Annotated in this window: 27 protein-coding genes and 1 pseudogene; 16 read left to right on the forward strand and 12 right to left on the reverse strand. The window is 66.4% G+C overall.

The genetic code is table 11. The features are described 5' to 3' along the window. The 5 genes and pseudogenes from J7359_RS12560 to J7359_RS12580 form a co-directional block, all read right to left on the reverse strand. Window positions 1-298: pseudogene (locus J7359_RS12560) on the reverse strand (nitrite reductase large subunit); the annotation flags it as partial. 404 nt (window positions 299-702) lie between these two features. Continuing rightward, window positions 703-1,893 (reverse strand): ABC transporter substrate-binding protein, encoded by a 1,191-nt coding sequence (locus tag J7359_RS12565; RefSeq protein WP_209057252.1) that lies wholly within the window; start codon window positions 1,891-1,893, stop codon window positions 703-705. Then, a complete protein-coding gene (locus J7359_RS12570) occupies window positions 1,893-2,480 on the reverse strand; it encodes an ANTAR domain-containing protein (protein WP_209057057.1) in 588 nt (195 codons plus the stop codon). Before J7359_RS12570 ends, J7359_RS12565 begins: the two co-directional genes overlap by 1 nt. 120 nt (window positions 2,481-2,600) lie before the next feature. Further along, a complete protein-coding gene (locus J7359_RS12575; RefSeq protein WP_209057059.1) occupies window positions 2,601-3,314 on the reverse strand; it encodes a UTRA domain-containing protein in 714 nt (237 codons plus the stop codon). Then, window positions 3,311-4,675 (reverse strand): formimidoylglutamate deiminase, encoded by a 1,365-nt coding sequence (locus J7359_RS12580; protein WP_209057060.1) that lies wholly within the window; start codon window positions 4,673-4,675, stop codon window positions 3,311-3,313. Before J7359_RS12580 ends, J7359_RS12575 begins: the two co-directional genes overlap by 4 nt. Window positions 4,676-4,783: 108 nt before the next feature. On the opposite strand from J7359_RS12580, the gene hutI reads away from it, so the two are divergent. From hutI to J7359_RS12630, 10 genes are all read left to right on the forward strand, one after another. Further along, window positions 4,784-5,986, forward strand: coding sequence for an imidazolonepropionase (hutI, locus tag J7359_RS12585; protein WP_209057061.1), 1,203 nt, complete (start codon window positions 4,784-4,786; stop codon window positions 5,984-5,986). Then, window positions 5,955-7,508 (forward strand): histidine ammonia-lyase, encoded by a 1,554-nt coding sequence (gene hutH / locus J7359_RS12590; RefSeq protein WP_209057062.1) that lies wholly within the window; start codon window positions 5,955-5,957, stop codon window positions 7,506-7,508. The genes hutI and hutH overlap by 32 nt, the downstream gene beginning before the upstream one ends. After that, window positions 7,505-8,296, forward strand: coding sequence for an N-formylglutamate deformylase (gene hutG / locus J7359_RS12595; RefSeq protein ID WP_209057063.1), 792 nt, complete (start codon window positions 7,505-7,507; stop codon window positions 8,294-8,296). Before hutH ends, hutG begins: the two co-directional genes overlap by 4 nt. Window positions 8,297-8,300: 4 nt before the next feature. Then, window positions 8,301-9,965: a urocanate hydratase gene (gene hutU, locus J7359_RS12600; protein ID WP_209057064.1), complete on the forward strand. Its 1,665-nt coding sequence runs from the start codon at window positions 8,301-8,303 to the stop codon at window positions 9,963-9,965. Between the two features lie 41 nt (window positions 9,966-10,006). Next, window positions 10,007-10,825 (forward strand): transporter substrate-binding domain-containing protein, encoded by an 819-nt coding sequence (locus J7359_RS12605; protein WP_209057065.1) that lies wholly within the window; start codon window positions 10,007-10,009, stop codon window positions 10,823-10,825. A gap of 52 nt (window positions 10,826-10,877) precedes the next feature. Further along, complete coding sequence (locus tag J7359_RS12610; protein WP_209057067.1) at window positions 10,878-11,525, forward strand: amino acid ABC transporter permease; 648 nt, start codon at window positions 10,878-10,880, stop codon at window positions 11,523-11,525. Further along, complete coding sequence (locus J7359_RS12615; protein WP_209057069.1) at window positions 11,525-12,187, forward strand: amino acid ABC transporter permease; 663 nt, start codon at window positions 11,525-11,527, stop codon at window positions 12,185-12,187. The genes J7359_RS12610 and J7359_RS12615 overlap by 1 nt, the downstream gene beginning before the upstream one ends. A gap of 1 nt (window position 12,188) precedes the next feature. After that, window positions 12,189-12,962 (forward strand): amino acid ABC transporter ATP-binding protein, encoded by a 774-nt coding sequence (locus J7359_RS12620; RefSeq protein WP_209057071.1) that lies wholly within the window; start codon window positions 12,189-12,191, stop codon window positions 12,960-12,962. 126 nt (window positions 12,963-13,088) lie between these two features. Then, window positions 13,089-14,375, forward strand: a complete 1,287-nt coding sequence (locus tag J7359_RS12625; RefSeq protein ID WP_209057073.1) for an FAD-dependent oxidoreductase — start codon at window positions 13,089-13,091, stop codon at window positions 14,373-14,375. Beyond that, on the forward strand, window positions 14,375-15,760 hold the full coding sequence (locus J7359_RS12630) for a VOC family protein (protein ID WP_209057075.1): 1,386 nt from the start codon (window positions 14,375-14,377) through the stop codon (window positions 15,758-15,760). The genes J7359_RS12625 and J7359_RS12630 overlap by 1 nt, the downstream gene beginning before the upstream one ends. Window positions 15,761-15,767: 7 nt before the next feature. On the opposite strand, the gene J7359_RS12635 is transcribed toward J7359_RS12630, so the two are convergent. Then, window positions 15,768-16,343 carry a DUF302 domain-containing protein gene (locus J7359_RS12635; protein ID WP_209057076.1) on the reverse strand — a complete coding sequence of 192 codons (576 nt, stop codon included), beginning with the start codon at window positions 16,341-16,343 and terminating at the stop codon, window positions 15,768-15,770. A 123-nt stretch (window positions 16,344-16,466) separates the two neighbouring features. Here J7359_RS12635 and J7359_RS12640 point away from each other — a divergent pair, with 123 nt between their 5' ends. From J7359_RS12640 to J7359_RS12660, 5 genes are all read left to right on the forward strand, one after another. Beyond that, complete coding sequence (locus tag J7359_RS12640; RefSeq protein ID WP_209057077.1) at window positions 16,467-16,850, forward strand: winged helix-turn-helix domain-containing protein; 384 nt, start codon at window positions 16,467-16,469, stop codon at window positions 16,848-16,850. Between the two features lie 100 nt (window positions 16,851-16,950). Next, on the forward strand, window positions 16,951-17,703 hold the full coding sequence (gene modA, locus J7359_RS12645; RefSeq protein WP_247740380.1) for a molybdate ABC transporter substrate-binding protein: 753 nt from the start codon (window positions 16,951-16,953) through the stop codon (window positions 17,701-17,703). 5 nt (window positions 17,704-17,708) lie between these two features. After that, window positions 17,709-18,401 (forward strand): molybdate ABC transporter permease subunit, encoded by a 693-nt coding sequence (modB, locus tag J7359_RS12650; RefSeq protein WP_209057079.1) that lies wholly within the window; start codon window positions 17,709-17,711, stop codon window positions 18,399-18,401. Then, window positions 18,401-19,477, forward strand: a complete 1,077-nt coding sequence (modC, locus tag J7359_RS12655; RefSeq protein WP_209057080.1) for a molybdenum ABC transporter ATP-binding protein — start codon at window positions 18,401-18,403, stop codon at window positions 19,475-19,477. Before modB ends, modC begins: the two co-directional genes overlap by 1 nt. A gap of 180 nt (window positions 19,478-19,657) precedes the next feature. Then, window positions 19,658-20,575, forward strand: coding sequence for a DUF2268 domain-containing putative Zn-dependent protease (locus tag J7359_RS12660; RefSeq protein ID WP_209057082.1), 918 nt, complete (start codon window positions 19,658-19,660; stop codon window positions 20,573-20,575). Between the two features lie 2 nt (window positions 20,576-20,577). Here the strand turns inward: J7359_RS12660 and J7359_RS12665 are convergent, their stop codons facing one another. The 6 genes from J7359_RS12665 to J7359_RS12690 form a co-directional block, all read right to left on the reverse strand. Next, entirely contained in the window at window positions 20,578-21,243 is a 666-nt protein-coding gene (locus J7359_RS12665; RefSeq protein ID WP_209057084.1) for a rhomboid family intramembrane serine protease, read from the reverse strand. After that, entirely contained in the window at window positions 21,236-21,448 is a 213-nt protein-coding gene (locus tag J7359_RS12670; RefSeq protein ID WP_209057086.1) for a Trm112 family protein, read from the reverse strand. The genes J7359_RS12665 and J7359_RS12670 overlap by 8 nt, the downstream gene beginning before the upstream one ends. Next, window positions 21,445-22,071, reverse strand: a complete 627-nt coding sequence (locus J7359_RS12675) for an LON peptidase substrate-binding domain-containing protein (protein WP_209057088.1) — start codon at window positions 22,069-22,071, stop codon at window positions 21,445-21,447. Before J7359_RS12675 ends, J7359_RS12670 begins: the two co-directional genes overlap by 4 nt. Beyond that, window positions 22,071-22,985, reverse strand: coding sequence for a thioredoxin (gene trxA / locus J7359_RS12680; protein WP_209057090.1), 915 nt, complete (start codon window positions 22,983-22,985; stop codon window positions 22,071-22,073). The genes J7359_RS12675 and trxA overlap by 1 nt, the downstream gene beginning before the upstream one ends. A gap of 133 nt (window positions 22,986-23,118) precedes the next feature. Next, on the reverse strand, window positions 23,119-24,072 hold the full coding sequence (locus tag J7359_RS12685; RefSeq protein WP_209057092.1) for an FkbM family methyltransferase: 954 nt from the start codon (window positions 24,070-24,072) through the stop codon (window positions 23,119-23,121). A gap of 128 nt (window positions 24,073-24,200) precedes the next feature. Then, window positions 24,201-24,986 carry an exodeoxyribonuclease III gene (locus tag J7359_RS12690; RefSeq protein WP_209057094.1) on the reverse strand — a complete coding sequence of 262 codons (786 nt, stop codon included), beginning with the start codon at window positions 24,984-24,986 and terminating at the stop codon, window positions 24,201-24,203. 145 nt (window positions 24,987-25,131) lie between these two features. Between J7359_RS12690 and J7359_RS12695 the strand changes: the two genes are divergently transcribed. Further along, the gene (locus J7359_RS12695) at window positions 25,132-26,448 is read left to right on the forward strand and encodes an MFS transporter (protein ID WP_209057095.1); all 1,317 of its coding nucleotides are present in this window, start codon (window positions 25,132-25,134) and stop codon (window positions 26,446-26,448) included. The last annotated feature ends 48 nt before the right edge of the window (window positions 26,449-26,496 follow it).

Below are 26,496 nucleotides of genomic sequence, written 5' to 3' on the forward strand. Positions count from 1 at the left end.
ATTCGGCGCTGCTGTGATTGGAATGGACCACGCGGTTTTCGCGGTCGATCTGCACCACCGCCTGCCCAAACCGGCAATCGACGCCGTGGGCCCGATACCAGTCCTCGTCATGTGTGACGATCTGCTCATATGTCTTCTCGCCCGATAGCACGGGCGACAGCATCAGCCGGTTGTAGTTGCCGCGTGGCTCGCCGTTGAACAAAGTCACCTGCCAGGCGTCCGGGGCGGTGTCGAACAGATGCTCCAGCAGGCGGCCCGAGGCCATCCCGGCGCCGATGACGACCAGTTTCTTCTTCATGATCATGCCTCGTTCGTGCGGCGCGCAGGGGCGAACGACACCCGATGCAGGATCAGGTCGGGCAGGGGCCGGGCGTTGCGTGAAATCCGGTGTGGAAAAGGCGGCATGGGATGCTCCGATTGCTGGCGTGAGGCGGATCGCGCAGGCATCAGTCGTGGCATCCCGAAGATGCCAGGGGCTGACCGCGCAATCAGGCTGTCATGAGATCCGCGTCCTCGCGGAATCGTGCCGCATCTTTGCGAGCGGGCGACTGCCGCATCGTTGCTGCCCGCCCATGTGGCGTATCGTTGCGCGGCGGACGTGGCATCGCAAGCAGGGCGACGCGGAATCGGTCCCGATGATCATGACCAGACTTCCGGCGCATGAAATTTAGGCGCCTGGATGTGCCTTTGCCCAACAGGTGATCAGTCTTGCGACGCGGACGTGTCCGGGGATTCGCCTGGCGGCTCGAACACGAACCCGTCGAAGAAGCGGTCTGCGCGCAATGTCATCTGGCCGCGCTCTGCCGCCACGACCCGCTCTGCCTCGATCATACCCTCGACTCGCAGCGAGGCGCCGGGCAACGATGCACCCGCCGGACGCAGATGCTGCCGGTACAGATCGGTCCTGAAATGCGTCATCGCGCGACGCATGGCAGCGTCGGGCGCAAGGTCGTGCCGCACTGCGATGCTGCGGGCGATCAGCGCGGCAAGGCTTTTCCAGGGGAAACTGGCCGCGCCGGCGTTGAAGGCCAGAAAATTCGGAACGGATCGCACCTCGCCCCCGGTGGAAATCAGCAGTCGCCCGGTCAGGCCGCGTTCGGCCAGCTCCGCCGGCAGGTCCAGATAGTCCGGGCGCGACAGGATCTCTGCGGCGGTGCCCCGGTGGTCGGGTTCGTCAAGCCAGCGCCCGGCCCGCCAGATCGCCCGCATCAGTGCGCCGGTCTGGTCAGGCCGGGTCACGGCAAAGTCGCGGCGCAGCACCAACCCCTTCTCCGGAGGAGAGGCCCAGATCGCCGGTCCCGGCAGCAACAGCGCGGCGATGCCGCGTTCCACCGCGAACGATGCCCAGGGTTCGCCCACGCAGAACGCGTCGATCTCGTCCGCGGCCAGCGCGTCGGCCATCATCGGCGGCGGCACCGTCTTCAGCCGCAGATCATCGGGCCGGAAGCCGCAACCGGTCAGCCAGTGGCGGATCAGTTCAAGCTGGGTCGAGAACGTGAACGGCACGCCGACCCGCAACCTGCCCGGCGCCGCGCGCCGCAGCGCCAGTCCCGCGGCGCGCGCGTCGGAAAAATCAAAGCCGTGCCCCTCTGCGCGCAGGCGCTGTTCGATCCCGGCGCTGATTGCGACGGCCTGCCCGCCATGGGCAAGAAACATGACAAGGTCGAAATCCGGCAGGCGCGGCCCCAGCCCAAGGGCCTGTCCGATCGGCATCGGGACCAGCATATGGGCGGCGTCGATCAGGCCCGCCCCCAGCATGTCGCGGCTTTGCGCCCACGCCCCCAGACGGACAAGGTCCAGCGTCAGACCTTCCTCGGCGGCAAAGCCCAATTCGTGCGCCACGATCAGCGGCGCTGCGTCGATCAGGGGGATATAGCCAAGCCGCAACCGCATCATCGTCCCAGCAACCCTGCCGCCGTGACCAGTTGCTGGGCGATCTCACCGATGCGTTTGCCCTGGTCCATGGCGGTCTTGCGCAGCAGCGCATAGGCTTCGGCCTCGTCCATCCCGCGCGCCTTCATCAGGACCGCCTTGGCGCGATCCACGATCTTGCGTTCCTCCAGCGCGGCGCGAGTCGCGGCAAGTTCGGCGCGCAGTTGCTGCAGCATGTGGAACCGCGCCACTGCGGCATCGATGATGGGCTTGATCCTGTCCGGTCGCAGCCCGTCCACGACATAAGCCGAGATTCCCGCCTCGATCGCGGATCTGGTCAGTTGTTCGTCGGACCTGTCCACAAACATGGCGACCGGACGTTCTGCCGGGCCCGAGGCCAGCGCCAGTTCCTCAAGGATGTCGCGCGAGGGATCGGCGATGTCGATCAGGACGACATCCGGGCGCAGTTCGGCGACCCGCCGGGCAAGCGAGGATTGTTCGGCCACGATCCGGATGTCGTGGTCGCCGGTCTCGGCCAGACCGTCGGCAATCGACTGCGCCCGGTCGGTATCGGCTTCGACGACAACGATGAGAAGGTTTTTCAGCATGAGACATCCGTGATCATGTCGCGGTCTCATGCGCGTCGATCCGGAACAAGAGTTACTATGCTATGCGGACGCGGCGGCATCGCGGGTGCCTGATAAACAGGCAGCGATGCCGCAGAACGGTCAGTCTTTCGAGTTCATGACATGGCTGTTGGGAAATGCCGCGCGCAGCGTCGTGATGGGGCCGCTGTCATTCCATGTCGTCCGCTGCAGCAGCAGGATTGCCTCGCGGGGTGGAATGTCCAGCAGCCGCGCATCCCGGTCGCTGGCGTTTCTGGCCGAAATGGCGATCTCGGTCCGGGTGTAGGGCGCGTTGCGAACCAGCCATTCATTGGCGTTCACATGCCGGAAATCGACCTCGTTCATTCCCGGCACGGCAGCTGGATTGATCCAGCGATCATCGAATTGGAAAGGTTTTCCATCACCGTAGTGCACCGCCCGCAGATGCAGCAGAACCTGACCTTCCGGCAGTCCGATGCGCTGCGCGATCTCGGCCGGGATCGGACTGCGGCGTTGGGCGATGACGCGATGGCCGTAGTCCATGCCGGCGCTTTCGACCTGCTCGCGCACGATCGGGATGGTGAAGGTCGCCTTGCGCACGGGGTCGATCGCGACGCGGGTTCCGGCCCTGCGCCGTCGTTCCAGCAGCCCTTCGTCCGCCAGCAATTGCAGCGCCTTGTTCACGGTCGCCCGCGCCGCGCCGAACTGCACGGCCAGATCCGCCTCGTCGGGAATCCGCTGGCCCTGCCGCCATTCGCGTTCGATGATGCGGCGCCGCACCTCGGAGGCGATCAGTTGCGCCTTGGGCGCGGTCGAGCCGGGGACGCGTTCGGTCACATTCGTTCCTTCAGGCTGTCGATACAGTTCAGATAATCGGTGAGGATGCGGTCGCGGTCCAGATGCCGGCCCGCGCGCACAACATGCCGTCCGGCCGCCCAGACATCGCCGATCAGCCCGTCGCCGCCCGCAAAGACAAGGCTGTCCAGCATCTGATCGCCCGTACGCCCCGCCATCACCGGATTGCGCAGCGACACCGCGCACAGATCACCCCACAGCCCGGCCCGAATCGCGCCGGTGTCGCGCCCGGCGGCACGGGCACCGCCCCGAAGTCCGCTGTCATAGAGAACGCGCCCCGTCGATCGCGGCGGGTCGGCCAAGATGGCGCGTGCGTTGTCGCGCAGGCGCTGACTGTATTCCAGCGTGCGCAACTCCTCGATCATCGAGATGCGGATATTGCTGTCGGACCCGAAGCCCAGCTCGCCGCCCGCATCACGCCACGTCGTGCCGTTGAAGATGCCGTCGCCCAGGCTGCTTTCGGTGATCGGGCACAGCCCGGCCACCGCGCCGGTCGCGGCAAGGCGGCGGGTTTCGTCCGTGGTCATGTGGGTCAGGTGGATCAGCGTCCAGCGCGCGTCGGGGGCGTGATGTTCCAGCAACCATTCGACCGAGCGCAGGCCATAGGCCGCGCTGACCTCTTCGATCTCGGGGATCTGTTCGGCCAGATGCATGTGCAGCGGGCGGTCGGGGCGCAGCCCGGCGCAGATCGCCAGCGCCTCGGGCGAGATTGCGCGCAGCGAATGCGGCGCGACCCCGATCCCGGCATCCTCGGGCAGGGCGTGCAGCGCGGCTTCGGCAGCGTCCAGAAGCCGGGCGAAACCGTCGGGGTCAGTTCCAAAGCGCGCCTGGCCGGGGCCAAGCGGACGGCGGTCGCAGCCGCCAAACTGATAGTGAACCGGCAGCAGCGTCAGCCCGATCCCGGTCTGCGCGGCCGCGGCGGCGATGCGCTGCGACATTTCGGCGGGATTGGCATAGGCAGAGCCGCCCGGCTGATGGTGCAGATAGTGGAATTCGACATTGGTGGCGTAACCTGCTTCCAGCATCTCCATCTGGACCAGCGCCGCGATGGCCTGAACGTCGTCGGGCGTCAGCTGGTCCAGAAAACGGAACATGATCTGCCGCCAGGTCCAGAACGTGTCGCGCGGATGCGGGCCGCGCGCCTCGGACAGGCCGGCCATGGCGCGCTGGAAGGCATGCGAGTGCAGATTGGCCATCGCCGGTAACAGCAGCTCGACCCGCTGCCCGTCGGGCGGCATGCCCGCCTGGACCGATTCGATGCGTCCATCCGCCGCCAGCGTCACCTGTACATTTTCTGCCCAGCCCTCGGGCAGCAGCGCCCGTTCCGCCCACAGCACAGTCATCTGCATCCATCCCCGCGATTCGCGTTTGACGAGAAATATCTTTAGACATAGAAGATAAATAAGTTTAAACATAGAATTGCAGCTTGCGCAATCTAAAGCGGGTGACCGATGCAGCTTCTCAGCAATGCAAGAATCGCCGGGATCGATGGAAAATCAGGCCAGTATGGCCTGTCTTCGCCCCAAGTCATCGCGATTGATGGGGGGCGGATCGCGTGGGTTGGCGAGGAATCGGCGATCCCTGCCGCGTATCTGCGGGCCGCGCGGCACGATCTGGGCGGGCGTGCGGTCACGCCGGGGCTGATCGACTGCCACACCCATGTCGTCTTCGGCGGCGATCGCGCACGCGAATTCGAGATGCGGTTGGAAGGCGCCAGCTATCAACAGATCGCGCAGGCGGGCGGCGGCATTCTGTCGACCGTGCGCGCCACGCGCGACACCGACGAGGCTGATCTGCTGGCGTCGGCGCTGCGCCGGGTGGATGCGCTGCTGGCCGAGGGCGTGACCACGATCGAGGTCAAGTCCGGCTACGGGCTGGATATCGACACCGAGCTGAAGATGCTGCGCGTGGCCCGGCTGATCGAATCGCGCCGCGCCGTCAGCGTGCGGACAACCTGGCTGGCAGCCCACGCCTTGCCGCCTGAATATGCCGACGACCGGGCGGGGTATCTGCGCGACGTCGTGATCGCGGGCATGGATCGCGGCCATGCCGAGGATCTGATCGACGCGGTGGACGGGTTCTGCGAAGGCATTGCCTTCACCCCCGCCGAGATGTCGCAGGTCTTCGATCATGCGGTCGGGCTGGGCCTGCCAGTCAAGCTGCATGCCGAACAGCTGTCCGATCTGGGCGGGGCGGCGATGGCCGCGCGTCATCGGGCGCTGTCCGCCGACCATCTGGAATATCTGGATGCGGACGGAATTGCCGCGATGGCGCGGGCGGGCACCGTTGCGGTGATGTTGCCGGGTGCCTTCTACACCTTGCGGGAATCGCAGCTTCCGCCGGTGCAGGCGCTGCGCGATGCGGGGGTTCCGATGGCGCTGGCCACCGATTGCAATCCCGGCACATCGCCGCTGACCTCACTGCTACTGACGATGAACATGGGGGCGACACTGTTCCGCATGACGCCGTCTGAATGCCTTGCGGGGGTCACCGTCCACGCCGCCCGGGCACTGGGTCTGGCGGATCGCGGCGCGATCGCGCCCGGACAGCGCGCGGACCTGGCGGTGTGGGACATCGATCACCTGGCCGAGTTGTCCTATCGCATCGGCTTCAACCCGCTTCATGCCCGTATCGTCGGAGGCGAATTTGTCTGATCTCATCCTTGTTCCGAACCAGGCCACGCTGTCGCAGCTGGAACAGGTCTGGCGGCAGACCGGTTCCGTGCGGCTGGCCGACAGCGCGCATCAGGGCATCGCCGAATCCGCTGCGCGCATCCATGCGGCGGCGAACGGTTCGGTTCCGGTCTATGGCGTCAATACCGGCTTCGGGAAGCTGGCCTCGGTCCGGATCGCGGCCGAGGATACCGCGACGCTGCAGCGCAACCTGATCCTGTCGCATTGCTGCGGCGTGGGCGAGCCGGTCGAGGCGCAGACCGTCCGGCTGATCTTGGTGCTGAAACTGCTGTCGCTGGGGCGCGGCGCGTCCGGCGTTCGCCCCCAGATCATCGCGTTGCTGCAGGACATGCTGGCGCGCGGCGTGCTGCCGGTGATCCCGTCGCAGGGTTCGGTCGGCGCCTCGGGCGATCTGGCACCGCTGGCCCACATGGCGGCGGTAGTGATCGGCGAGGGCAGGGCGGTTCTTGACGGGTCCGAGATGTCGGGGGCCAAGGCCGGGCTGTCGCCGGTGACCCTTGCCGCCAAGGAAGGGCTGGCGCTGATCAACGGCACCCAGGTCTCGACCGCCTTCGCGCTGGTCGGCCTGTTCCAGGCCTTTGCCGCCGCCCGCGCGGCGCTGGTCACATCCGCACTTTCCACCGACGCGATCATGGGTTCGACCGCGCCGTTCCTGGACGAGATCCACCAGCTGCGCGGCCACCGCGGCCAGATCGTCGCGGCGCGCGCGATCCGCGATCTGATGGCGGGCAGCGAGATCCGGGAAAGCCACCGCGAAGGCGATGCCCGCGTGCAGGATCCCTATTGCATCCGCTGTCAGCCGCAGGTCACCGGGGCTTGCATCGACCTGCTGTGGCAGGCCGCGCGCACGCTGCAGATCGAGGCGAACGCCGCCACCGACAATCCGCTGGTGCTGGTGCAGACCGATCAGATCGTGTCGGGCGGCAATTTCCACGCCGAGCCGGTGGCCTTCGCGGCCGACCAGATCGCGCTGGCCATCGCCGAAATGGGCGCGATTGCGCAGCGCAGGGTCGCGCTGATGGTCGATCCCACCCTCAGCCATGACCTGCCGCCCTTCCTGACGCCCGACCCCGGTCTGAACAGCGGGCTGATGATCGCAGAGGTAACCAGCGCCGCGCTGATGAGCGAGAACAAGCATCTGGCCAACCCCTGCAGCACCGATTCCACGCCGACCAGCGCCAATCAGGAAGACCATGTCAGCATGGCCGCGCACGGTGCGCGCCGGCTGCTGAGGATGAACGCGAACCTGTCGCAGATCCTGGGGATCGAGGCGATCTGCGCCGCCGCAGGGGTCGAATTCCGCGCACCGCTGACGACATCGGCACCGTTGCGCGCGGTCATCGCCCGGCTGCGCGCGCATGTCCCCGCGCTGGATCAGGACCGCTATCTTGCCCCCGATCTTGCCGAGGCGGCGCGTCTGGTGCGCGAGGATGTGCTGACCGGCGCCGTGCCGGGCGATCTGCTGGCCGAGGTGCATCCATGACCCCGGTCGAGATCTGCGAAGGCGACAGCCCGGTGATTCTGGGCCTGCCGCATACCGGCACGTTCCTGCCTGCCGAAATCGTCGCGCGCCTGAATGCGCGCGGGCAGCTGCTGGCCGATACCGACTGGCATATCCATCGTCTCTATGACGGGCTGCTGCCCGGCGCGACGACGGTGCGGGCAACCTTTCACCGTTATGTCATCGACGCCAATCGCGGCCCTGACGACGCAAGCCTCTATCCCGGCCAGAACACCACCGGGCTGGTGCCGCTGACCGATTTCGACGGTCAGCCGATCTGGACCGAACCACCGACCGAAGACGACATCGCCGACCGCAGGGTGCGGTATCACGCGCCCTATCACGCGGCCTTGTCGGCGCAGATCGACCGGATCCGCGCGCGGCATGGCGTCGCGATCCTGTATGACTGCCATTCGATCCGCAGCCACATCCCGTTCCTGTTCGACGGCACGCTGCCGGATTTCAACATCGGCACCAATCTGGGCGCGACATGCGATCCGCGCATCGAGAACGCGGTCTCGGACATCGTCAAGGCGACCGGACGGACCTGGGCTCTGAACGGTCGCTTCAAGGGCGGCTGGACGACACGCCATTACGGCGATCCGCGCAACGGCGTTCACGCCATCCAGATGGAACTGGCGCAGGCCACGCATCTGACGCAGGAAACGCCGCCCTTCGACCTTGATCCTGAAAAGGCCGCGCCGCTGCGCGCCGCCCTGGCCGATATCCTGCACCAACTTGCGGCTTTGGCCGCCGATCTGAAGGCATGATCCGATGACCAATCCCCGCCACAACACCCGCGACATCTATCCCGCCACCGGAACGCAGATCTCCGCCAAAAGCTGGCTGACCGAGGCGCCCTTGCGGATGCTGATGAACAACCTGCATCCCGACGTGGCCGAAAACCCGCACGAGTTGGTCGTCTATGGCGGGATCGGCCGGGCGGCGCGGACATGGCGCGATTTCGACCTGATCGTGGACAGCCTGCGCGCGCTGGAAGAGGATCAGACCCTGCTGGTGCAATCGGGCAAGCCGGTGGGCGTGTTCCAGACCCACAGGGACGCGCCGCGCGTGCTGATCGCCAACTCGAACCTGGTGCCGCACTGGGCCAATTGGGACCATTTCAACGAACTGGATCGCAAGGGTCTGGCCATGTATGGCCAGATGACCGCCGGATCGTGGATCTATATCGGCAGTCAGGGGATCGTGCAGGGCACCTATGAAACCTTCGTCGAGGCCGGGCGGCAGCACTATGACGGCGATCTGACGGGGCGCTGGATCCTGACGGCGGGGCTTGGCGGCATGGGCGGCGCGCAGCCGCTGGCGGCGGTCATGGCCGGGGCGTGCTGTCTTGCCGTCGAATGCGACGAGACGCGGGCGGATTTCCGGCTGCGCACGCGCTATGTCGATGAAAAAACACATGATCTGGACAAGGCACTGGCGATGATCGACCGCTGGACCAAGGCGGGCGAGGCGAAATCCGTGGCGCTGATCGGCAACGCGGCCGAGATCTATCCCGAACTGGTGCGGCGCGGCGTGCACCCGGACATCGTCACCGATCAGACCAGCGCGCATGACCCGATCCACGGCTATCTGCCGCAGGGCTGGAGCGTGGCGGAATGGCGTGCCAGACAGGAAAGCGACCCCAAGGCCGTCGAAGCCGCCGCGCGCGCCAGCATGAAGACCCATGTTGCCGCGATGGTCGATTTCTGGAACGCCGGCGTGCCGACGCTGGATTACGGCAACAATATCCGGCAGGTCGCCAAGGAAGAGGGGCTGGAAAATGCCTTCGCCTTCCCCGGCTTCGTGCCCGCCTATATCCGGCCGCTGTTCTGCCGCGGCATCGGGCCGTTCCGCTGGGCCGCGCTTTCGGGCGACCCCGAGGATATCTACCGCACCGATGCCAAGGTGAAGGAACTGATCGACGATCCGCATCTGCACAACTGGCTGGACATGGCCCGCGAACGGATCAGCTTTCAGGGCCTGCCCGCGCGGATCTGCTGGGTCGGGCTTGGCCTGCGCCACAAGCTGGGCCTTGCCTTCAACGAGATGGTCCGCAGCGGCGAATTGAAGGCGCCCATCGTGATCGGCCGCGACCATCTGGACAGCGGCAGCGTCGCCAGCCCCAACCGCGAGACCGAGGCGATGCGCGACGGCAGCGATGCGGTCAGCGACTGGCCACTTCTGAATGCGCTGCTGAATTGTGCATCGGGTGCCACCTGGGTCAGCCTGCATCACGGCGGGGGTGTCGGCATGGGCTTTTCCCAGCATTCGGGCATGGTCATTTGCTGCGATGGCAGCAAGGATGCCGATGCCCGCATCGCGCGCGTTCTTTGGAACGATCCGGCCACCGGCGTGATGCGCCACGCCGACGCAGGATACCAGATTGCGCTGGACTGCGCGCGCGAGCATCAATTGAACCTGCCCGGTATCCTGTGACGCCGGAAAATCATAACAAGCCACCCAACAAGGAGAATCTCATGAAACTCGCAACATCGCTGAAGGCCGCAATGATCGGCATGGCGGCGCTGGCCGTGGCGGCGCCCGCCTCGGCCGACCTGCTCGAGGACGTGAAGGCCGCCGGCAAGGTCGTCACCGCGACCGACATGCACTATGCGCCCTTCGACATGCTGAACAACGGCACCTACGAAGGCATGACCAAGGACCTGTTCGACGAGGTCAGCAAGGAACTGGGCGTCGAGCCGGTCTATCAGGACATTCCCTGGCCTGCGGAATTGCCGGGGCTGGAAGTCGGCAAGTTCGACATCATCATCGCGCCGGTCACGATCACCCCGGAACGCCAGGAACGCTATGCGTTCGGATTGCCGATCGCCGATGCGACCGTCGGTCTGGTGCGCGCGGCAGCCAGCGACGCGGTGAGCAAGCCCGAAGACATCGCCGGCAAGACCGTCGGCGTCCAGCAGGGCACCGCGCAGTTCAAGCAGCTTGAAGCCTATGGCGAAAGCCTGGGCGGCGTCTCCATCAAGGAATACGGCACCACCGACGAGGCTTATGCCGATCTGGCGGCTGGCCGGCTGGATGCGGTCGCGGGCTCGTTTCCGAACCTTGCCTATCTGGTCAAGAACCGCGGCGAGACCTTTGCCCTGACCGAACCCGCCACTTTCGGTGAACCGAAATACTTCGCCTGGGCGATGCGCAAGGACGACAATTCGGCCAGCTTCGTCGCGGCGGTGAACGAGGCCATCCTGAAGATGCACGATGACGGCCGGATGACCCAGATCCAGGAAAAATGGCTTGGCGCAGCGCCCGATCTGCCGCGCGAAGTGCCCGCCAACTGATCCGGCGTCGGGCGGGGTCTGACCCCGCCCACGCCCCTTCGAAAGGCCGGCGATGTTTTCCACCCAGACCTTTTTTGACAGCTTCGGTCCGCTGTTCTGGGCCGCGCGCTATACGCTGCTGGTATCGGGCCTTGGCATCGCGCTGGGACTGGTGATCGGCGCGCTGGTCTGCGCCGCGGCGCTGTCGCGGGTGCGAGCGCTGCGCCGGCTCGCCGCATTGTGGGTCAGCTTCCTGCGCGGGGTTCCGCTGCTGGTTCAGCTCCTGCTGATGTATTACCTGCTGCCGGTCATCGGCATCAATGTGCCCGCCATCGCCGCCGCGGTCATCACCGTCGGCATCTGCGCCAGCGCCTATATCAGCGAGATCTGGCGCGGCGCGATCGGCGCGCTGCCCCCTGGCCAGTCAGAGGCCGCCGCCGCGATCGGCATGGCACCGCGCGACATCTGGGCGCGGATCGTGCTGCCGCAGGCGGTGGTGATGTCGCTGCCCGCGCTGGTCAACGAACTGATCCTGCTGGTCAAGGCCTCGTCGCTGGTCTCGGTCGTCGGCATCCTCGAAGTCACCCGCGCCAGCCAGGCGCAGGCGGCGACGACGTTCCGCCCGCTCGAGGTCTATCTGGCCGCTGCCTGCATCTATCTGCTGATCAATCTCTGCCTTGCCGGACTGGGCCGCTACCTCGAACACAGGATGGCCGTCTGATGGAACTGAGCGTTTTTCAGGACTACGGCCCGATGCTGCTTCGCGGTTTCGGCGTCACCATCTTCTGCTGGCTGGCGGGCACCGTGCTGGGCATGCTTCTGGGTCTTCTGGTCGCGCTGGCACAGCGTTACGGCCCGCGCCCGCTGCGCTGGCTGCTGCAGGTCTATATCGAGGTGATCCGCGGCACGCCGTTCCTGGTGCAGTTGTTCGTCCTTTACTATGGCGGCCCGCTGATCGGGCTGCGGCTGGACGCGCTGCCCGCCGGGCTTCTGGGCCTGACCGTCTATGGCAGTCCCTATTTCGCGGAAATCTTCCGTTCGGGCTTTAACGCGGTACCCATCGGACAGATCGAGGCTGCGCGCGCCATCGGCATGGCGGAACCGTCGATCGTGCGGCGTATCCTGCTGCCGCTGGGGTTGGTCTCGGCGTTGCCCGCGCTGGTCAATTTCTCGATCATCCTGACCAAGGAAACGGTTATCCTGTCGATCATCACGGTCCCCGAACTGATGTATCAGGTCCAGCGCATGTCCACCGAAACCTTCCGCTATCTGGAAGCGAATCTGGTGCTGGCGCTGTTCTTCTGGGGGCTGGTCGAAACGATATCGCGCGCGGGGCGCAGGCTGGAAACCCGCATCACCCGACATCTGATCGAAAGGGTCTGAGATGGTTCAGGCATCCGCGGTCGAGATCCGCAATCTCGACAAGTTCTATGGTCCGTTTCAGGCGCTGAAGCAGATCGACCTGACGATCCCGCCCGGCAAGGTGACCTGCCTGATCGGTCCGTCCGGGTCGGGCAAGTCGACCTTGCTGCGCTGTATCAATTTCCTCGAGGAATACGACGCGGGCGAGGTCCGGATCGACGGCCAACTGATCGGCTATGAGGGTCCGGGCAGGAAGATGTCCGCCCGCAAGCTGCGGCAGATGCGGCGCTCGATCGGCATGGTGTTTCAGCAGTTCAACCTGTGGCCGCACATGACCGCGTTGGAAAACGTCGCCGAAGGGCTGATCCGGGTGCGCGGTTTGGGCAAGGCAGACGCCGCCACCCGCGCCGCCGAGGCGCTGCGCAAGGTGGGGCTGGAAGACAAGATGCAGAACCACCCGGCACGCCTGTCGGGCGGACAGCAGCAACGTGTCGCCATCGCCCGCGCCATCGCGATGGAGCCGCGCCTGATGCTGTTTGACGAACCGACCAGCGCGCTGGACCCCGAACTGGTGGGCGAGGTGCTGCAGGTCATGAAGACGCTTGCGGGCGAGGGCATGACCATGGCTGTCGTCACCCACGAGATGGGCTTTGCCGCCCATGTCGCCGACCAGGTCGCCTTCATGGAGGCGGGCGAACTGGTCGCCGTGAACAGCCCGGACGCGATCCTGCACAACCCGTCCGATCCGCGCATCTCGGACTTTCTGCGCACCTATCACGAACGCAACGCCTTCTAGGGACGGCGCGGCCAACCGGCTTTTGTCTGCCGCACAAAGGCCCTAGTCTGGCGTGGAACCGGATGTTCCGGGAACGAGATCGGGCATGATGACAGCACGCCACTTCCCACCGCGCAGGGGGCCGGCTTGAAGGCCGAGCCGACCTCGCTGTGGTCGATCAGCGCGGGCGAACGCATCCCTGCCGCGCCGCTGGATCGGGATGTCACCGTGGATCTGGCCATCGTCGGCGCGGGTTTCACCGGCTGCTCGGCCGCGCTGGAGGCGGCGCGCCGGGGGGCATCCGTGGCCGTGTTCGAGGCGTCTCGGGTGGCGTTCGGCGGGTCGGGCCGCAATGTCGGGCTGGTCAATGCCGGGCTGTGGCTGCCGCCGGACCAGATCATTTCGCAGATGGGCGAGGCCGACGGGACGCGCCTGATCGACCGGCTGGGTCAGGCGCCACGGCTGGTCTTCGACCTGATCGAACGCGAATCCATCGCCTGCGAGGCCACGCGCAGCGGCACGCTGCATCTGGCGCATTCGGCATCCGGGCTTGCCGATCTGCGGGACCGCTTTGCGCAGGGCAACCGGATCGGGGCGCCGCTGCGGCTGCTGGACGCGCAGGACACGGCCCGCCGTGTCGGCTCCGGGGCGTTCCATGGCGCGCTGCTGGACCCGCGCGCGGGGACGGTGCAACCGCTGGCCTATTGCGCGGGGCTTGCCCGTGCGGCGCAAGGGGCCGGGGCGCGGCTTCACGAAGGCAGCGCGGTCAGCGATATCGCCCGGCAGGGTGACGGCTGGCACCTGACCGTCAACGGGCGCACCGTGCGCGCGCGCGCCGTGCTGGTAGCCACCAATGCCTACCAGTCCGGTCTTGCGCGGCCCAGAACATCGTTCTCGACCGTGAACTACAGCCAGTTCGCCACCGCACCGCTGCCCGATGATCTGCGCGCCCGGATCCTGCCGGGCGGCGAGGGATGCTGGGACACCGGGCTGGTGATGACCTCGATCCGCACGGACAGGGCCGGTCGCCTGATCCTGGGCGGCATGGGCGATGTGGCGGGGCCGGGCGGCCGCGCGCATGCCGCATGGGCAAGGCGCAAGCTGCGCGTTCTGTTCCCGGAACTGGACGGCATCGCGTTCGAATACCAATGGTCGGGCCGCATCGCGATGACCTCGGACCATGTGCCCAAGGTGCTGCGCTTCGGACCGCGCGGACTGGCGATCTTCGGCTATTCCGGGCGCGGCATCGCGCCGGGCACCGCGTTCGGCACTGCCGCCGCGGCAGCCCTGCTGGACGACCGCCCCGAGGCGATGCCGCTGCCGGTCGTGTCAGGCCACACGGAACGCTTTACCACATTGCGCGGCGCCGTGTTCGAGGCCGGCGCGACCCTGATCCATGCGCTTCCCCCGTCACGTTTCCAAGGCAGATCCTGATGACCGACCATTTGCACGGCGACGAAATCCGCACGCTGTTCTCGTCGGCGATGTCCGACATGTATCGCACCGAGGTTCCGCAATACGGCACGCTGATCGATCTGGTGGCCAGGGTGAATGACGATGTGCTGCGCGCCGATCCGGCGCTGCGGGCGCGGATGCAGGACGCCGATGAACTGGACCGCCTGACGGTCGAGCGTCACGGCGCGATCCGTCTGGGCACGGCCGGGGAACTGTCCGCCATCCGGCGCATGTTCGCGGTGATGGGCATGTTCCCCGTCGGTTACTACGATCTGTCGGTCGCGGGACTCCCGGTGCATTCGACCGCGTTCCGGCCGATCGACCCCACTGCCCTGTCGCGCAACCCGTTTCGGGTCTTCACCTCGCTGGTCCGGCTGGAGTTGCTGCCGGACCGTGATCTGGCCGATGCGGCGGCGCAGATCCTGTCGCGTCGCCAGATCGTCACGGACGGCGCGATGCGGATGATCCGCAAGGCCGAAACCGACGGCGGCCTGACCCGTGACGAGGCCGCGATCTTCGTGGCCGAGGCGCTGCAGACATTTCGCTGGCATGCGCGTGCGACAGTCGATGCGCAGACCTATGCCCGCCTGCATGACGCGCATCGCCTGATCGCGGATGTGGTGTGTTTTCGTGGCCCGCATATCAATCACCTGACCCCGCGCACGCTGGATATCGACGCGGTGCAGGCGGCAATGCCCGCGCACGGCATCGCGGCGAAGGCCGTGATCGAGGGGCCGCCGCGCCGCGACTGCCCGATCCTGCTGCGCCAGACCGCCTTCAAGGCGCTTGAGGAACGGGTGATCTTCGATGGTGTCCCCGGCTCGCACACCGCACGCTTCGGCGAGATCGAGCAGCGCGGTGCTGCCCTGACCCCCGCCGGACGCGATCTTTATGATCGCTGCCTTGCGCGGACGCGGGCGGATGTGTCCGTCGCTGCGGATGGTCGGAACGCAGCCGACTATGTCGCGGCACTGAACGCCCGTTTCGCGGATTTCCCCGACGATCCGGACGCGCTGCGTCGCGCCGGGCTGGCACGGTTCCGCTATCGCGCGACATGCGGCGCGGTTGCGCCCGCGGACAACGTCGATCAGTTGATCGCGTCAGGGCATCTGGCCGTCGATCCGCTGACCTACGAGGATTTCCTGCCCGTATCCGCCGCCGGGATCTTTCAGGCGAATCTGGGATCGGACGGTCAGTCGAACTATGACGCGACCGCCAACCGCGATGCGTTCGAACAGGCGCTTGGCGCGACGGTCACGGACCCGGACGACCTGTATGAACGGACCGAACGCGCCAGCCTGACCGATGCGCTGACCCAGCTTGCGCAGGTGCATCTTCTGCCGGGCGCACCGGGACGCGACTGATCCGCGGCTAGAAGGCGCCCTCGGCGGCGCCGTCCATGACCGCCAGCATCGCCGCCCGCACCCCTTCGGCCTCTCCGCGCAGCTCGTCGGGCAGGGGCCTGCCGCCATACAGCATCAGGTCCATGTTCATCGTGATCAGCCATAATTGCCCGTCGCCATCCTCGACCAGGCTGATCCGGCAGGGCAGATAGGCCGCGAAGGCGGGCGAATATTCGACCATCCGCGCCGCCGTCAGCGGGTTGCAGAACAGATAGACCTGCAGGCTGCGCCAGTCCTTGCCCTGCATCGCGGCGACCTGTTCCCCCAGCGGCAGCTGGCCGACATCGCGCAGGTTCCGGTCCGCCGCCAGCGACCGGATCGACTGGTCCACCTCGGCAAAGCTCAACCCTGATGCGACCAGGCGCTTCCAGACCGTCGCCTCGGCCGGGTCGCCGGTCCTGGCCAGAATGCGCGCCATGTCCCAATAGACCGCGCCCGCGCGATCAGAGAAACCGCGAAACATCGTGAAGACCAGCACCGCGGCGACCAGCGCGGCCGCCGTCGCAACATATCCGATCGCGGCGAAGAATGTCCTGAAAGGCAATCGCGCCTCCTGTTCCAGCTTCGTGCAAAGACATTCCACGCCGGTCCCGCGCCCGCAAGCCCGCCATGCCACCGGGCGTGATATCGGTTGCATCGCGGATCGCGGCCTTGGCATAGATCGGACATGACCCAGCCGCAGCCCGACCCGACGGAAGATCCCCGCCTCAGGTTCCGAATCCTGTTCGGCCCCGACTGTTATCTGGGGCCGGGCAAGGCCGATCTGCTGGAACGCATCCGCGAGACCGGCTCGATCTCTGCCGCCGGACGGTCGATGTCGATGAGCTACAAGCGCGCCTGGCTGCTGGTCGAGGAAATGAACCGGATGTTTCGCGACCCGCTGGTCGATTCGACACGCGGTGGCAGCAAGGGCGGGGGTGCGCGGCTGACTGCTGCGGGCGAGGCGGTTCTGGATCATTACCGTGAACTGCACCGGATCATGACCGATGCAGGGTCGAACCGGATCGCCGCCTTGCAGGCGATGCTGGTCGATATGTCTGACAGGAAATAAGGCTTGCCCGCGCATGATCCCGCTGCGATATGTTCGTGAAAACATATCTGAGGAGGAAATTCCCTTGCCGCATATCGCGCAGGAAAGTTTGTCGGCGGCGCTGGCCGTCACCGGCGCGATCTGCGCCGGTTTGCTGTCGTCCAGCGCGGCGGCGGAACAGATCACTGTCTTCGCCGCTGCCAGCATGACCAATGCCATGGCGCGGATCGAACAGGATTTCGAAGCCGGGACCGGGCATGATCTGGTCGTGTCGCTGGCCGGGACGTCGGTGCTGGCCCGCCAGATCCAGCAGGGCGCGCCCGCGGATATCTTCATCTCGGCCAATGCGGACTGGATGGATGCGCTGGAACAGGACGGACTGATCGAACCCGGCACGCGGTTCGATCTGCTGGCAAACGCGCTGGTGCTGGTCGCGCATGGCAAGGACGCCAAGCCGGTCGCGATCGGCCCCGACACGGATCTTGCCGGTCTTGTGGGCGATGGCAGGCTGGCCATGGCGCTGGTCGATGCGGTGCCTGCGGGGATCTATGGCAAGGCGTCGCTTGAAAGCCTGGGTCTGTGGGACAGCGTCGCGCCCGCCGTGGCTCAGGCCGACAATGTGCGGGCCGCGCTGCGCCTTGTGGCGACCGGCGAGGCGAGGCTTGGCATCGTCTATGCCACCGATGCGGTGGCCGAAAAGGACGTGTCCGTGATCGGCAGCTTTCCCGCCGACAGCCACCCGCCCATCGTCTATCCGGCGGCCGACATCGCCGGGCGCGACCTGCCGGCCGAGACCGAATTCCTTGACTATCTGCGTGGACCACAGGCGCGCGAGGCTTTCGAGCAGCAGGGTTTCGTGGTCATGGCGCGGTAACCGGCATGGGCTTTCTGGCACCCGAGGAATGGCAGGCCGTCGCGCTGTCGCTGCGCGTGTCGCTGCTGGCGACGGCGGTCAGCCTGCCCTTGGGTATCCTTGTCGCCCACGCGCTGGCGCGCTGGCGCTTTCCGGGCAAGCAGATCCTCAACGGGGCGGTGCATCTGCCGCTGATCCTGCCACCGGTCGTCACCGGCTATCTGCTGCTGCTGACGATGGGGACGCAGGGGCCGGTCGGCGGGTTTCTGGCGGAACTAGGCATCGTCGTGGCGTTTCGCTGGACCGGCGCGGCGCTGGCCGCCGGCATCATGGCCTTTCCGCTGATGGTCCGGGCGATCCGGCTGTCGATCGAGGCGACCGATCCGGGGTTGGAACAGGCGGCCTCGACGCTGGGTGCCTCGCCGCTGTGGGTCTTCGTCACTGTGACCCTGCCGATGGCACTGCCGGGGATCATCGCGGGCGCAATCCTGGCCTTTGCCAAGGCGATGGGCGAATTCGGCGCGACGATCACCTTCGTGTCGAACATTCCCGGCCAGACCCGCACCATCCCGTCGGCGATCTATGCCTTCCTGCAGGTGCCCGGGGGCGAGGATTCGGCGATGAAGCTGGTCGCGGTCTCGGTCGTGGTGGCGATGGGCGCATTGCTGGCCTCTGAAATCCTGGCCCGCCGGGTCGCGGCGCGGGTGGGGGGGCGGTGATGCTGTCCGTCGCCGTCCGCCATCGCCTGGGCGACTTTGCGCTGGATGCGGAACTCACCGCGCCGCCGGGCATCACGGTGCTGTTCGGCCGGTCAGGATCGGGCAAGACCACGCTGATCAACGCGGTTGCCGGATTGCTGATGCCCGATTCCGGCCGGATCGCGGCGGGCGACTGGGTGATGCTGGATACCGCGCAGGGCATCCGGCTGCGGCCTCATCGCCGCCGCCTCGGCTATATCTTTCAGGAAGATCGGCTGTTCCCGCATCTGACCGTGCGCCAGAACCTGGCCTATGGCGCGTGGTTCGCGCCGCGGGACGCCACGCGCGAGGATACCGGGCGGATCGTCGATCTTCTGGGTATCGGACATCTGCTGGATCGCCGCCCCGGCCGCCTGTCGGGGGGCGAGAAACAGCGCGTGGCGATCGGGCGGGCGCTGCTGTCGGCGCCGCGGCTGATCCTTGCGGACGAACCTCTGGCGGCGCTGGACGCGGCCCGCAAGGCCGAGATCCTGCCCTATTTCGAACGGCTGCGGGACGAAGTGAACATCCCCATCCTCTATGTCAGCCATGCCGCGTCCGAGGTCGCGCGTCTGGCCACGACGGTCGTCGCGCTGGATGCGGGGCGCGTGGTCGCACAAGGATCGGCGGCCCAGGTGCTGGGCGACCCGGCGATCCTGCCCGCCGGGATCCGTCAGGCCGGCGCGGTTCTGTCCGCAACCGTCGCGGCCCATCACCCCGACGGGCTGACGCAGCTGGATGCGGGCGGTGTCGCGCTGTTCCTGCCCGCGCTGGCACGCGATATCGGCAGGCCCATCCGGGTGCGCATCGCGGCACATGACGTGATGCTGGCGGTGTCGCGACCCGACGGCATCTCGGCGCTGAACATCGTGCCGGGAACAGTTCAGCGCATCCATCGCGGCGAAGGACCAGGGGCGATGGTCGTGCTGGATACGGCGGCCGGACGGCTGCTGGCGCGGGTCACGCAGCGTTCCGTCGATGCGATGCAGCTTGTGGTCGGGCGAAACTGCCATGCGATCATCAAGTCTGTCGCCGTCGCACCCGAGGATGCCGGCTGATCCGATGTCCGGCACCGGATGCGCGGGACGGACAGACCTGTCCGATCGGCGGAACATGGCCGGAATCTGCCGATCGCGCATTCAGCGTGCGCGCCGCATGAGTTATAACGCCGACGCAAGGCTTGCCGACCATGCAGGCGGCAGGCAGGGATGCAATCGCGAAAGGTCCGATCAGTCCGCATGACAGTCTGGAACATTCATCTTCTGAACGCGCGCAACGCCCTGACCCTTCTTCTGCCACAGATCAGGGCAACCGCACGCGAGGCGGTGGCGCGCGTGTCCCAGCACGCCGATCTGCCGCGATTCGATCTTGTGGTGAAGGCGCAACCGGGTGGCGGTATCCCCGATTGGGGGGTCGGCGGTTACGCCGCCGCGCCGGGCCTGATCGAGGTGACACTGAACCCCGACCGCTTCGACGCCGCTCTGCTGTTGCGGACGCTGGTCCACGAGATGCATCACCTGATTCGCTGGGACGGCCCCGGCTATGGACGATCCCTGGGCGAGGCGCTGGTCAGCGAAGGGCTGGCGGGGCATTTCGTCCTGCAGGTGCTGGGTGGCAAACCCGATCCCTGGGACGCGGTCACCCCGGCTGCAGGCGTCGCACGGCAGGCGATGAACGAATGGGCACGGCTGGATCACGACCATGCGCGCTGGTTCCTGGGAAAGGGCGATCTGCGCAAATGGACCGGCTATGGGCTTGGCCACCGCCTGATCGCCGAACATCTGGCGCAGGCGCAGGGCGACGACGCGGTAACGCTGTCGACCACCCGCGCCGATGCGTTCCGCCCGGCGATGCGCCGCCTGGTCGGCACCGACGGCCAGTCGCCCGAGGATGAGATGGCCAAAGATGAGGTAGCCGAGGACGAGATGGCCGATCAGGACGCCACGACCGGCGACAAGCCGGGCGACGGCGCCGCCACACCCGCGTCCGAACTTGGCGATACCGACGCGGCTGCGGCCGACACGGTCCCGACTGACAGGCCATCAGACAGCGGCGCCGAAGATCGCTCTGCGCAGGACGACGAAACCGTGTCGACCGGCAAGCCTGCCCCGGGTGATGGCGACCCGAAGGCCTCGGCAGACGACAAGAAGGGCTGAGATCAGACCCGACGTGCGGCGGCCAGCGCCAGCCCGATCCCGATGACGGCACCCATTGCCGCGCCGCCCAGATGCGCCTGCCACGCGATCGAGGGCACCAGCACCGTGATGGCCACGTTCAGCGCCAGGATCAGCCCGACACTGCGCCACATCTGGCCCATCGGCCGCCGCCGGCGATGACCGACGATCGCGGCATAGCCGATCAGCGCCCCTGCGACGCCGAACACGGCGCCTGATGCGCCGATCATCGGCCCCGCCGCGGGTTGCATCACCGCGAACAATGCCGCCGCAGCGATCTGGCTGGACAGGTAGATCAGCGCCATCAGCCCCGGCCCGATCAGCCGGTGCAACTCTCGGGCGACGAAGGCCAGCGAGATCATGTTCATCGCCAGATGAATCGGCCCCGAATGCAGCAGCCCATAGGTCAGGAACATCAGCAGCGGCTGTCCGGGATACAAACCGTATCCGTCATGGATCAGCGGCGACCAGAACCCGGCCAGCATGAAGACGGCCTGCCGTGCAGAGGGATAGCCCGCAAGGATCGCTAGCTGCAGCGCGGCCTCGACCAGGCAGCACACGACGATCAGCACGGTGACCCAGCGCGGCAATTGCGATCTTGCCGCGGATGCAGGCGAGGGCTGTCGGATCAGCGGGATGCGGTCAGTCATCGGCCCTGATCTGCCGGGCCTCGTCGATCAGCATGATCGGAATTCCGGCGCGGATCGGAAACGCCAGCCCCGCCGCCTCCGAGATCAGCTCTTGCCGCGCGGCGTCATAGCGCAGGGTCGCATGCGTCACCGGGCAGACCAGTGCCTCGATCATGTGGCGGTCAAAGCCCGCGCCGCCGCCGGTCTCGTTCGGTGTTTCGGTCATTGCAATCGGTCCTCTTCATCGCCGCCATGCAGGGCGAACTCGATCAGTCCCTGCAACAATTCGCGCCGGTCCGACAGGGTCGGGCTTTCCAGCAGCGCCTGCTTGTCGCCCGGCGAAAAGGGCAGCATCATCGACAGCGAATTGACCAGCGTCTCGTCGCCCGCCCGCGCCGCAGCCTCCCAGTCGGTGGACAGGTCATGCGCCTCCATATAGCGGTGCAGACAGGCGAACAGCGCATCCCGGTCCAGCCCGGGATCGCGTTCCGATCCCGTCAGGTCGCGCCCGAACGGCGCCCAGTCGATGCTGCCCTGGATATAGGGGGCAAAGCCGTCCTCGGTGGCGATCAGCCGAAACCGCGACACCGCCTTCAGCGAAATCATCATCCGGCCGTCGTCGCCTTCGGAAAAGGCAATCACCCGCCCCGCAGTGCCGATCGCCGCCAGCCCGTCGCCCTCGGGCTGGATGATCCCGATCAGCCGGTGCTCGGTCTTCAGGACATCTTCCAGCATCTGCAGATAGCGTGGCTCGAAGACATGCAGGGGCAGGCGGGTGCGCGGCAGCAGCACCGCGCCCTCCAGCGGGAAAAGCGCGATCCGCCCGGGCAGATCGAAATGCGGCCGCATCAGGCGAAGATCATCGAAGACAGCCGGCGGCGGCCCTTCTGGCCGACCGGGTCGGTGGGCTTCAGGCTGTCGAAGATGGTCAGCAACTGCGCCTTGGCCGCGCCCTCGTTCCAGTCGCGGTCCCTGCGGAAACTGTCCAGCAGCACATCGATTGCCTCTTCGACGTGACCCGCCGCATGCAGGGCCTGGGCATAATCCAGCCGTGCCTGCTGGTCGTCGGGATCGGCCTCGACCCGCGCCTGCAACTCGGACAGCGGACCCGCGCTTTCCGCCTGCTGCGCCAGTTGCAGCTGCGCCCGCGCGGCTTCCACCGGGGCCGAACCTGCGGCCTTCTGCGGCACCTGCTGCAGGGTCGATGCGGCAGCCGCCGCGTCGCCCGCCGCCAGATGCGCCCGGATCAGCCCGCCCCATGCCTCGGGGCTTTCGGGTTCTTCGCCGATGATCGCGGTAAAGGTCTCGATGGCGTCACCATGCGCGCCCTCTTCCAGCATCGCCTCGGCGGCCGCCAGCGCATCGCCCAGCCCGCCATCTTCACCCGACATCGCCGCCAGCTTGTCCACGAACTGCTTCAACTGGCTTTGCGGCACCGCGCCCTGAAAGGCGTCGACGGGCTGGCCCTGATAAAAGGCATAGACGGTAGGGATCGACTGAACCCGCAACTGGCCCGCGATCATCTGGTTTTCGTCCACATTGACCTTGGCCATCTTCACGCGGCCCTTGTGGCGCATCACCTCGGCCTCAAGCTGCGGTCCCAGCGTCTTGCAGGGGCCACACCAGGGCGCCCAGAAATCGACGATCACCGGCACCTGCATGGACGCCTCGACCACCTCGGCCATGAAGTCGGCTTCGGTCACGTCCTTGATGAAGTCCGGGGATTGGGGGGCGTCCTGAGCGCCATCGAAAAGTATCGTCATGTCGTTCCCATTCAGTTCGGGCCGTTCGGCCAGAGTCAGTGCGGTTCGTCAGCAATATGGGGCGGCAGCCGCCCAAGCGAAAGGGTGGATAATGGCTGCGAACCAGCTCGCGGACATCAGACGAACCGACAGATCACATGCCGGCCCGCTGATGGCGCGGTATGGCGAACAGGACCATTTCGCGCGGCAGCCAGTGATAGTGCCGCAACTTGAAACTGTACCAAAGCCCGTAACTGTCGATCAGCCCCGGAATCCGGAATATGTCGCTTGGCCTGTGATAGATTGCGACCATGCAGGTCGGGCGATGGTTCCGCAACGTATTGACGGCACCGCGAAGGGCATCAACCTCGGACCCTTCGATATCGAATTTCATGAAGTTGACCTGCCGGATCTTTTCCTTTCTGACGAAGCTGTCAATCGTGGTCAGCTTCAATTCGGCCTTGTCCTGCGGGTCCTCGACATTGCCGACCAATGGACGTGTTCTGGGTCCTTGCAGCGCGAACTCGATCGTCTTCTCGCGTTCCGCGACGCCCAGATTGACCGCCGTGATCGACGGATACGCGGCGCAGTTCTGGCTGACGACCGGGAACAGCCGGGGATTTGGTTCGAACGTATAGACGCGGCCGGTATCGCCGACCAGCTTGGCGAACTGTATCGCGTTGTTGCCGTTGAAAGAGCCGATATCAAACACGACATCGCCGGCTTGCGGCTGGACCACGTCTTCGATCACATAACCGTTCAGGACATTGGTTTCGATGACCTCATCCAGATGCTCGCTGACGGTGCCGCCGGGCTCTTTCATCAGCGCATCCGCCCTTGATCTGTAGTCCTGCCAGCGCTGTTCGTTGTGAACACCCCGAAACGCCCGAAAACGCTTGAACCTGTCCGCCTTGCCCATCTCGCGCGATATCTGCCCGGCCAGATACCAATGGAACAGCGATCGCGACAGGTCGTCGTCAAAGCGGTCATGAAGCTCGTTGATCGAATCCCAATTCTCAAGAAGCTGTTCGACCCATCTCAGCGGACGGTCGCTTGTATCCGCCAACACCTGAAAGGCCAGCCGAAGAATCTTGGTTCTGGGGTCCATACTGCGCCTGTCCTTCCCGATGATCTGTAATCTGGAAAAGCTACAGGTTCAGTCTGGCCTCAAGACCGACCGATGTCACGGCTCGTGATGCGGTCGCGGTTTCCGGTCCGCACCGCGCGAGTTCTGGCCTACAGATCGAAGCTGGCAAAGACCGGAACGTGGTCGCTGGGTTTTTCCCATCCGCGCAGATCGCGCAGCACGCGGCTGCCGTGACCCGCATTGGCGATATCGGGGCTGGCCCAGATATGGTCCAGACGCCGCCCGCGATCCGAGGCGTCCCAGTCGCGGTTGCGATAGCTCCACCATGAATAAAGCTGACCCTCGGGGATGTCCTGGCGGGTGATGTCCACCCATTTGCCCGCGTCCTGCGCGGCCAGCAGATGCTCGACCTCGATGGGGGTGTGGCTGACGACCTTCAGAAGCTGCTTGTGCGACCAGACATCGTCTTCGCGCGGGGCGATGTTGAAATCGCCGACCATGATCGCACGTTCGGGCCGGTCGGCATGGAACACGTCGCGCATCTCGGACACGAAATCCAGCTTCTGGCCGAATTTCTCGTTCATCTCGCGGTCGGGCACGTCGCCGCCGGCGGGAATGTACATATTGTGGATGGTGACGCCGTTTTCCAGCCGTGCCGCGACATGCCGGGCATGTCCAAGCCGGGCATAGTCACGATCGCCCGCATCGGTGATCGGCAGCCGCGACAGGATCGCCACGCCGTTGTACCCCTTTTGCCCGCGCGCCACGATATGGCCATAGCCAAGCGCCCGGAACTGATCCATCGGGATCTTCTCGACCGGCGACTTGCATTCCTGCAGGCACAGGATGTCGGGGGCCTCGTCGCGCAGCAGCCGGGCGACCAGATCCTCGCGCAGGCGGACCGAGTTGATGTTCCATGTGGCCAGTGTGAACATGCGGATCTCCTTTTGCCGCGCGACCCTAGACCTGCCGCCACGGGGTGTCGAGCCAATGCCGCGGCGCCGCAACAAATCCTTGGTATTCCGGCATGCGGGGCGTTACGCAGTCTTACAGGCAAGGCGACCGGCAAGGGGCAAGGCGATGCGGCTGACCGTGGACGAGGCACTGGCGCGTGGCGGAACCGGGCGGTTCCAGTGGCGGCTTCTGGGGATTTTCGGGCTGGTCTGGGCGGCCGACGCGATGCAGGTGATCGCGGTGGGCTTCGCCGCGCCATCGGTCGCCGCAACCTTCGGCATCGACCGGGTGACGGCGTTCCAGATCGGCACGGTGTTCTTCCTGGGCATGTTTGTCGGCGCCTGGGGCTTCGGGCGGCTGGCCGACCGGATCGGCCGGCGCAACCTGCTGATCCTGACCGTCGGCATGGACGCGGTGTTCGGTCTGGCCTCGGTCTTCGCGCAGGATTTCACCCTGCTTCTGGTCCTGCGCTTCCTGACCGGCGCCGCGGTGGGCGGCACGCTGCCGGTCGATTACGCGATGATGGCCGAATTCCTGCCGCCGAAGAATCGCGGTCGCTGGCTGGTCTGGCTGGAAGGGTTCTGGGCCGTCGGCACCATCGTCATCGCGCTGACCGCGTGGATCGCCGCCGCCAACGGCGCCGTCGCCCCGTGGCGCTGGATCTTCGCCGTGGCGGCGTTCCCTGCGCTGATCGGGATCTTCCTGCGCATCTGGGTGCCGGAATCGCCCATGTATCTGGTCCGCAAGGGTCGTGCGGACCAGGCGCGCGTGGTCATCGACCGTGTGCTTGCCGCCAACGGGACGCAGGCCCTGCCGCGCGATGCCGAACTGGTCCCCGCCTCGGTGCCCGCAGGGGCGGAAAGCTCGATCTTCGCGCCGCTTCTGCGCAGCCGCACCATCGGCGTGCTGGCGGTCTGGTTCCTCGTCTCGCTGTCCTATTACGGGGTCTTCGTCTGGGTGCCGGGACAACTGGCAACCGACGGGTTCGGCTTCGTGCGCGGCTACGGGTTCCTGGTCATCCTGGCGCTGGCGCAGATCCCCGGCTACGCGCTGGCCGCCTGGGGGGTCGAGGCGGTGGGCCGCCGCGCCACGCTGATGGGGTTCCTGATCCTCAGCGCGGCGGGCTGTGCACTGTTCACCATGGCCTCGGGCACCGCGATGGTCGCCACCGCCCTGATCCTGATGAGCTTTGCGTTGCTGGGCACCTGGGGGGCGCTTTACGCCTTTACCCCCGAACTTTACCCGACCCATCTGCGTGGCACCGGCATGGGCACGGCCAGCGCGATGGCCCGGCTTGGCGGAATCCTGGCACCCAGCTTGCTTGCCGTCGTCTTCGCGCGCGGCTTCGGGGTGGCCATCGGGGTCTTCGCGGTCCTGCTGCTGCTGGCGGCGGCGGCGCTGCTGCTGGTCAGGGCCGAAACCCGCGATCAGGCCATCGGCTAGACGAAACCGCAGCGCATCCCCGACCGTTGCGTTGCGAAACGGAGGACA

The organism is Paracoccus sp. R12_2 (assembly GCF_017744015.1).
GTDB lineage: Bacteria > Pseudomonadota > Alphaproteobacteria > Rhodobacterales > Rhodobacteraceae > Paracoccus.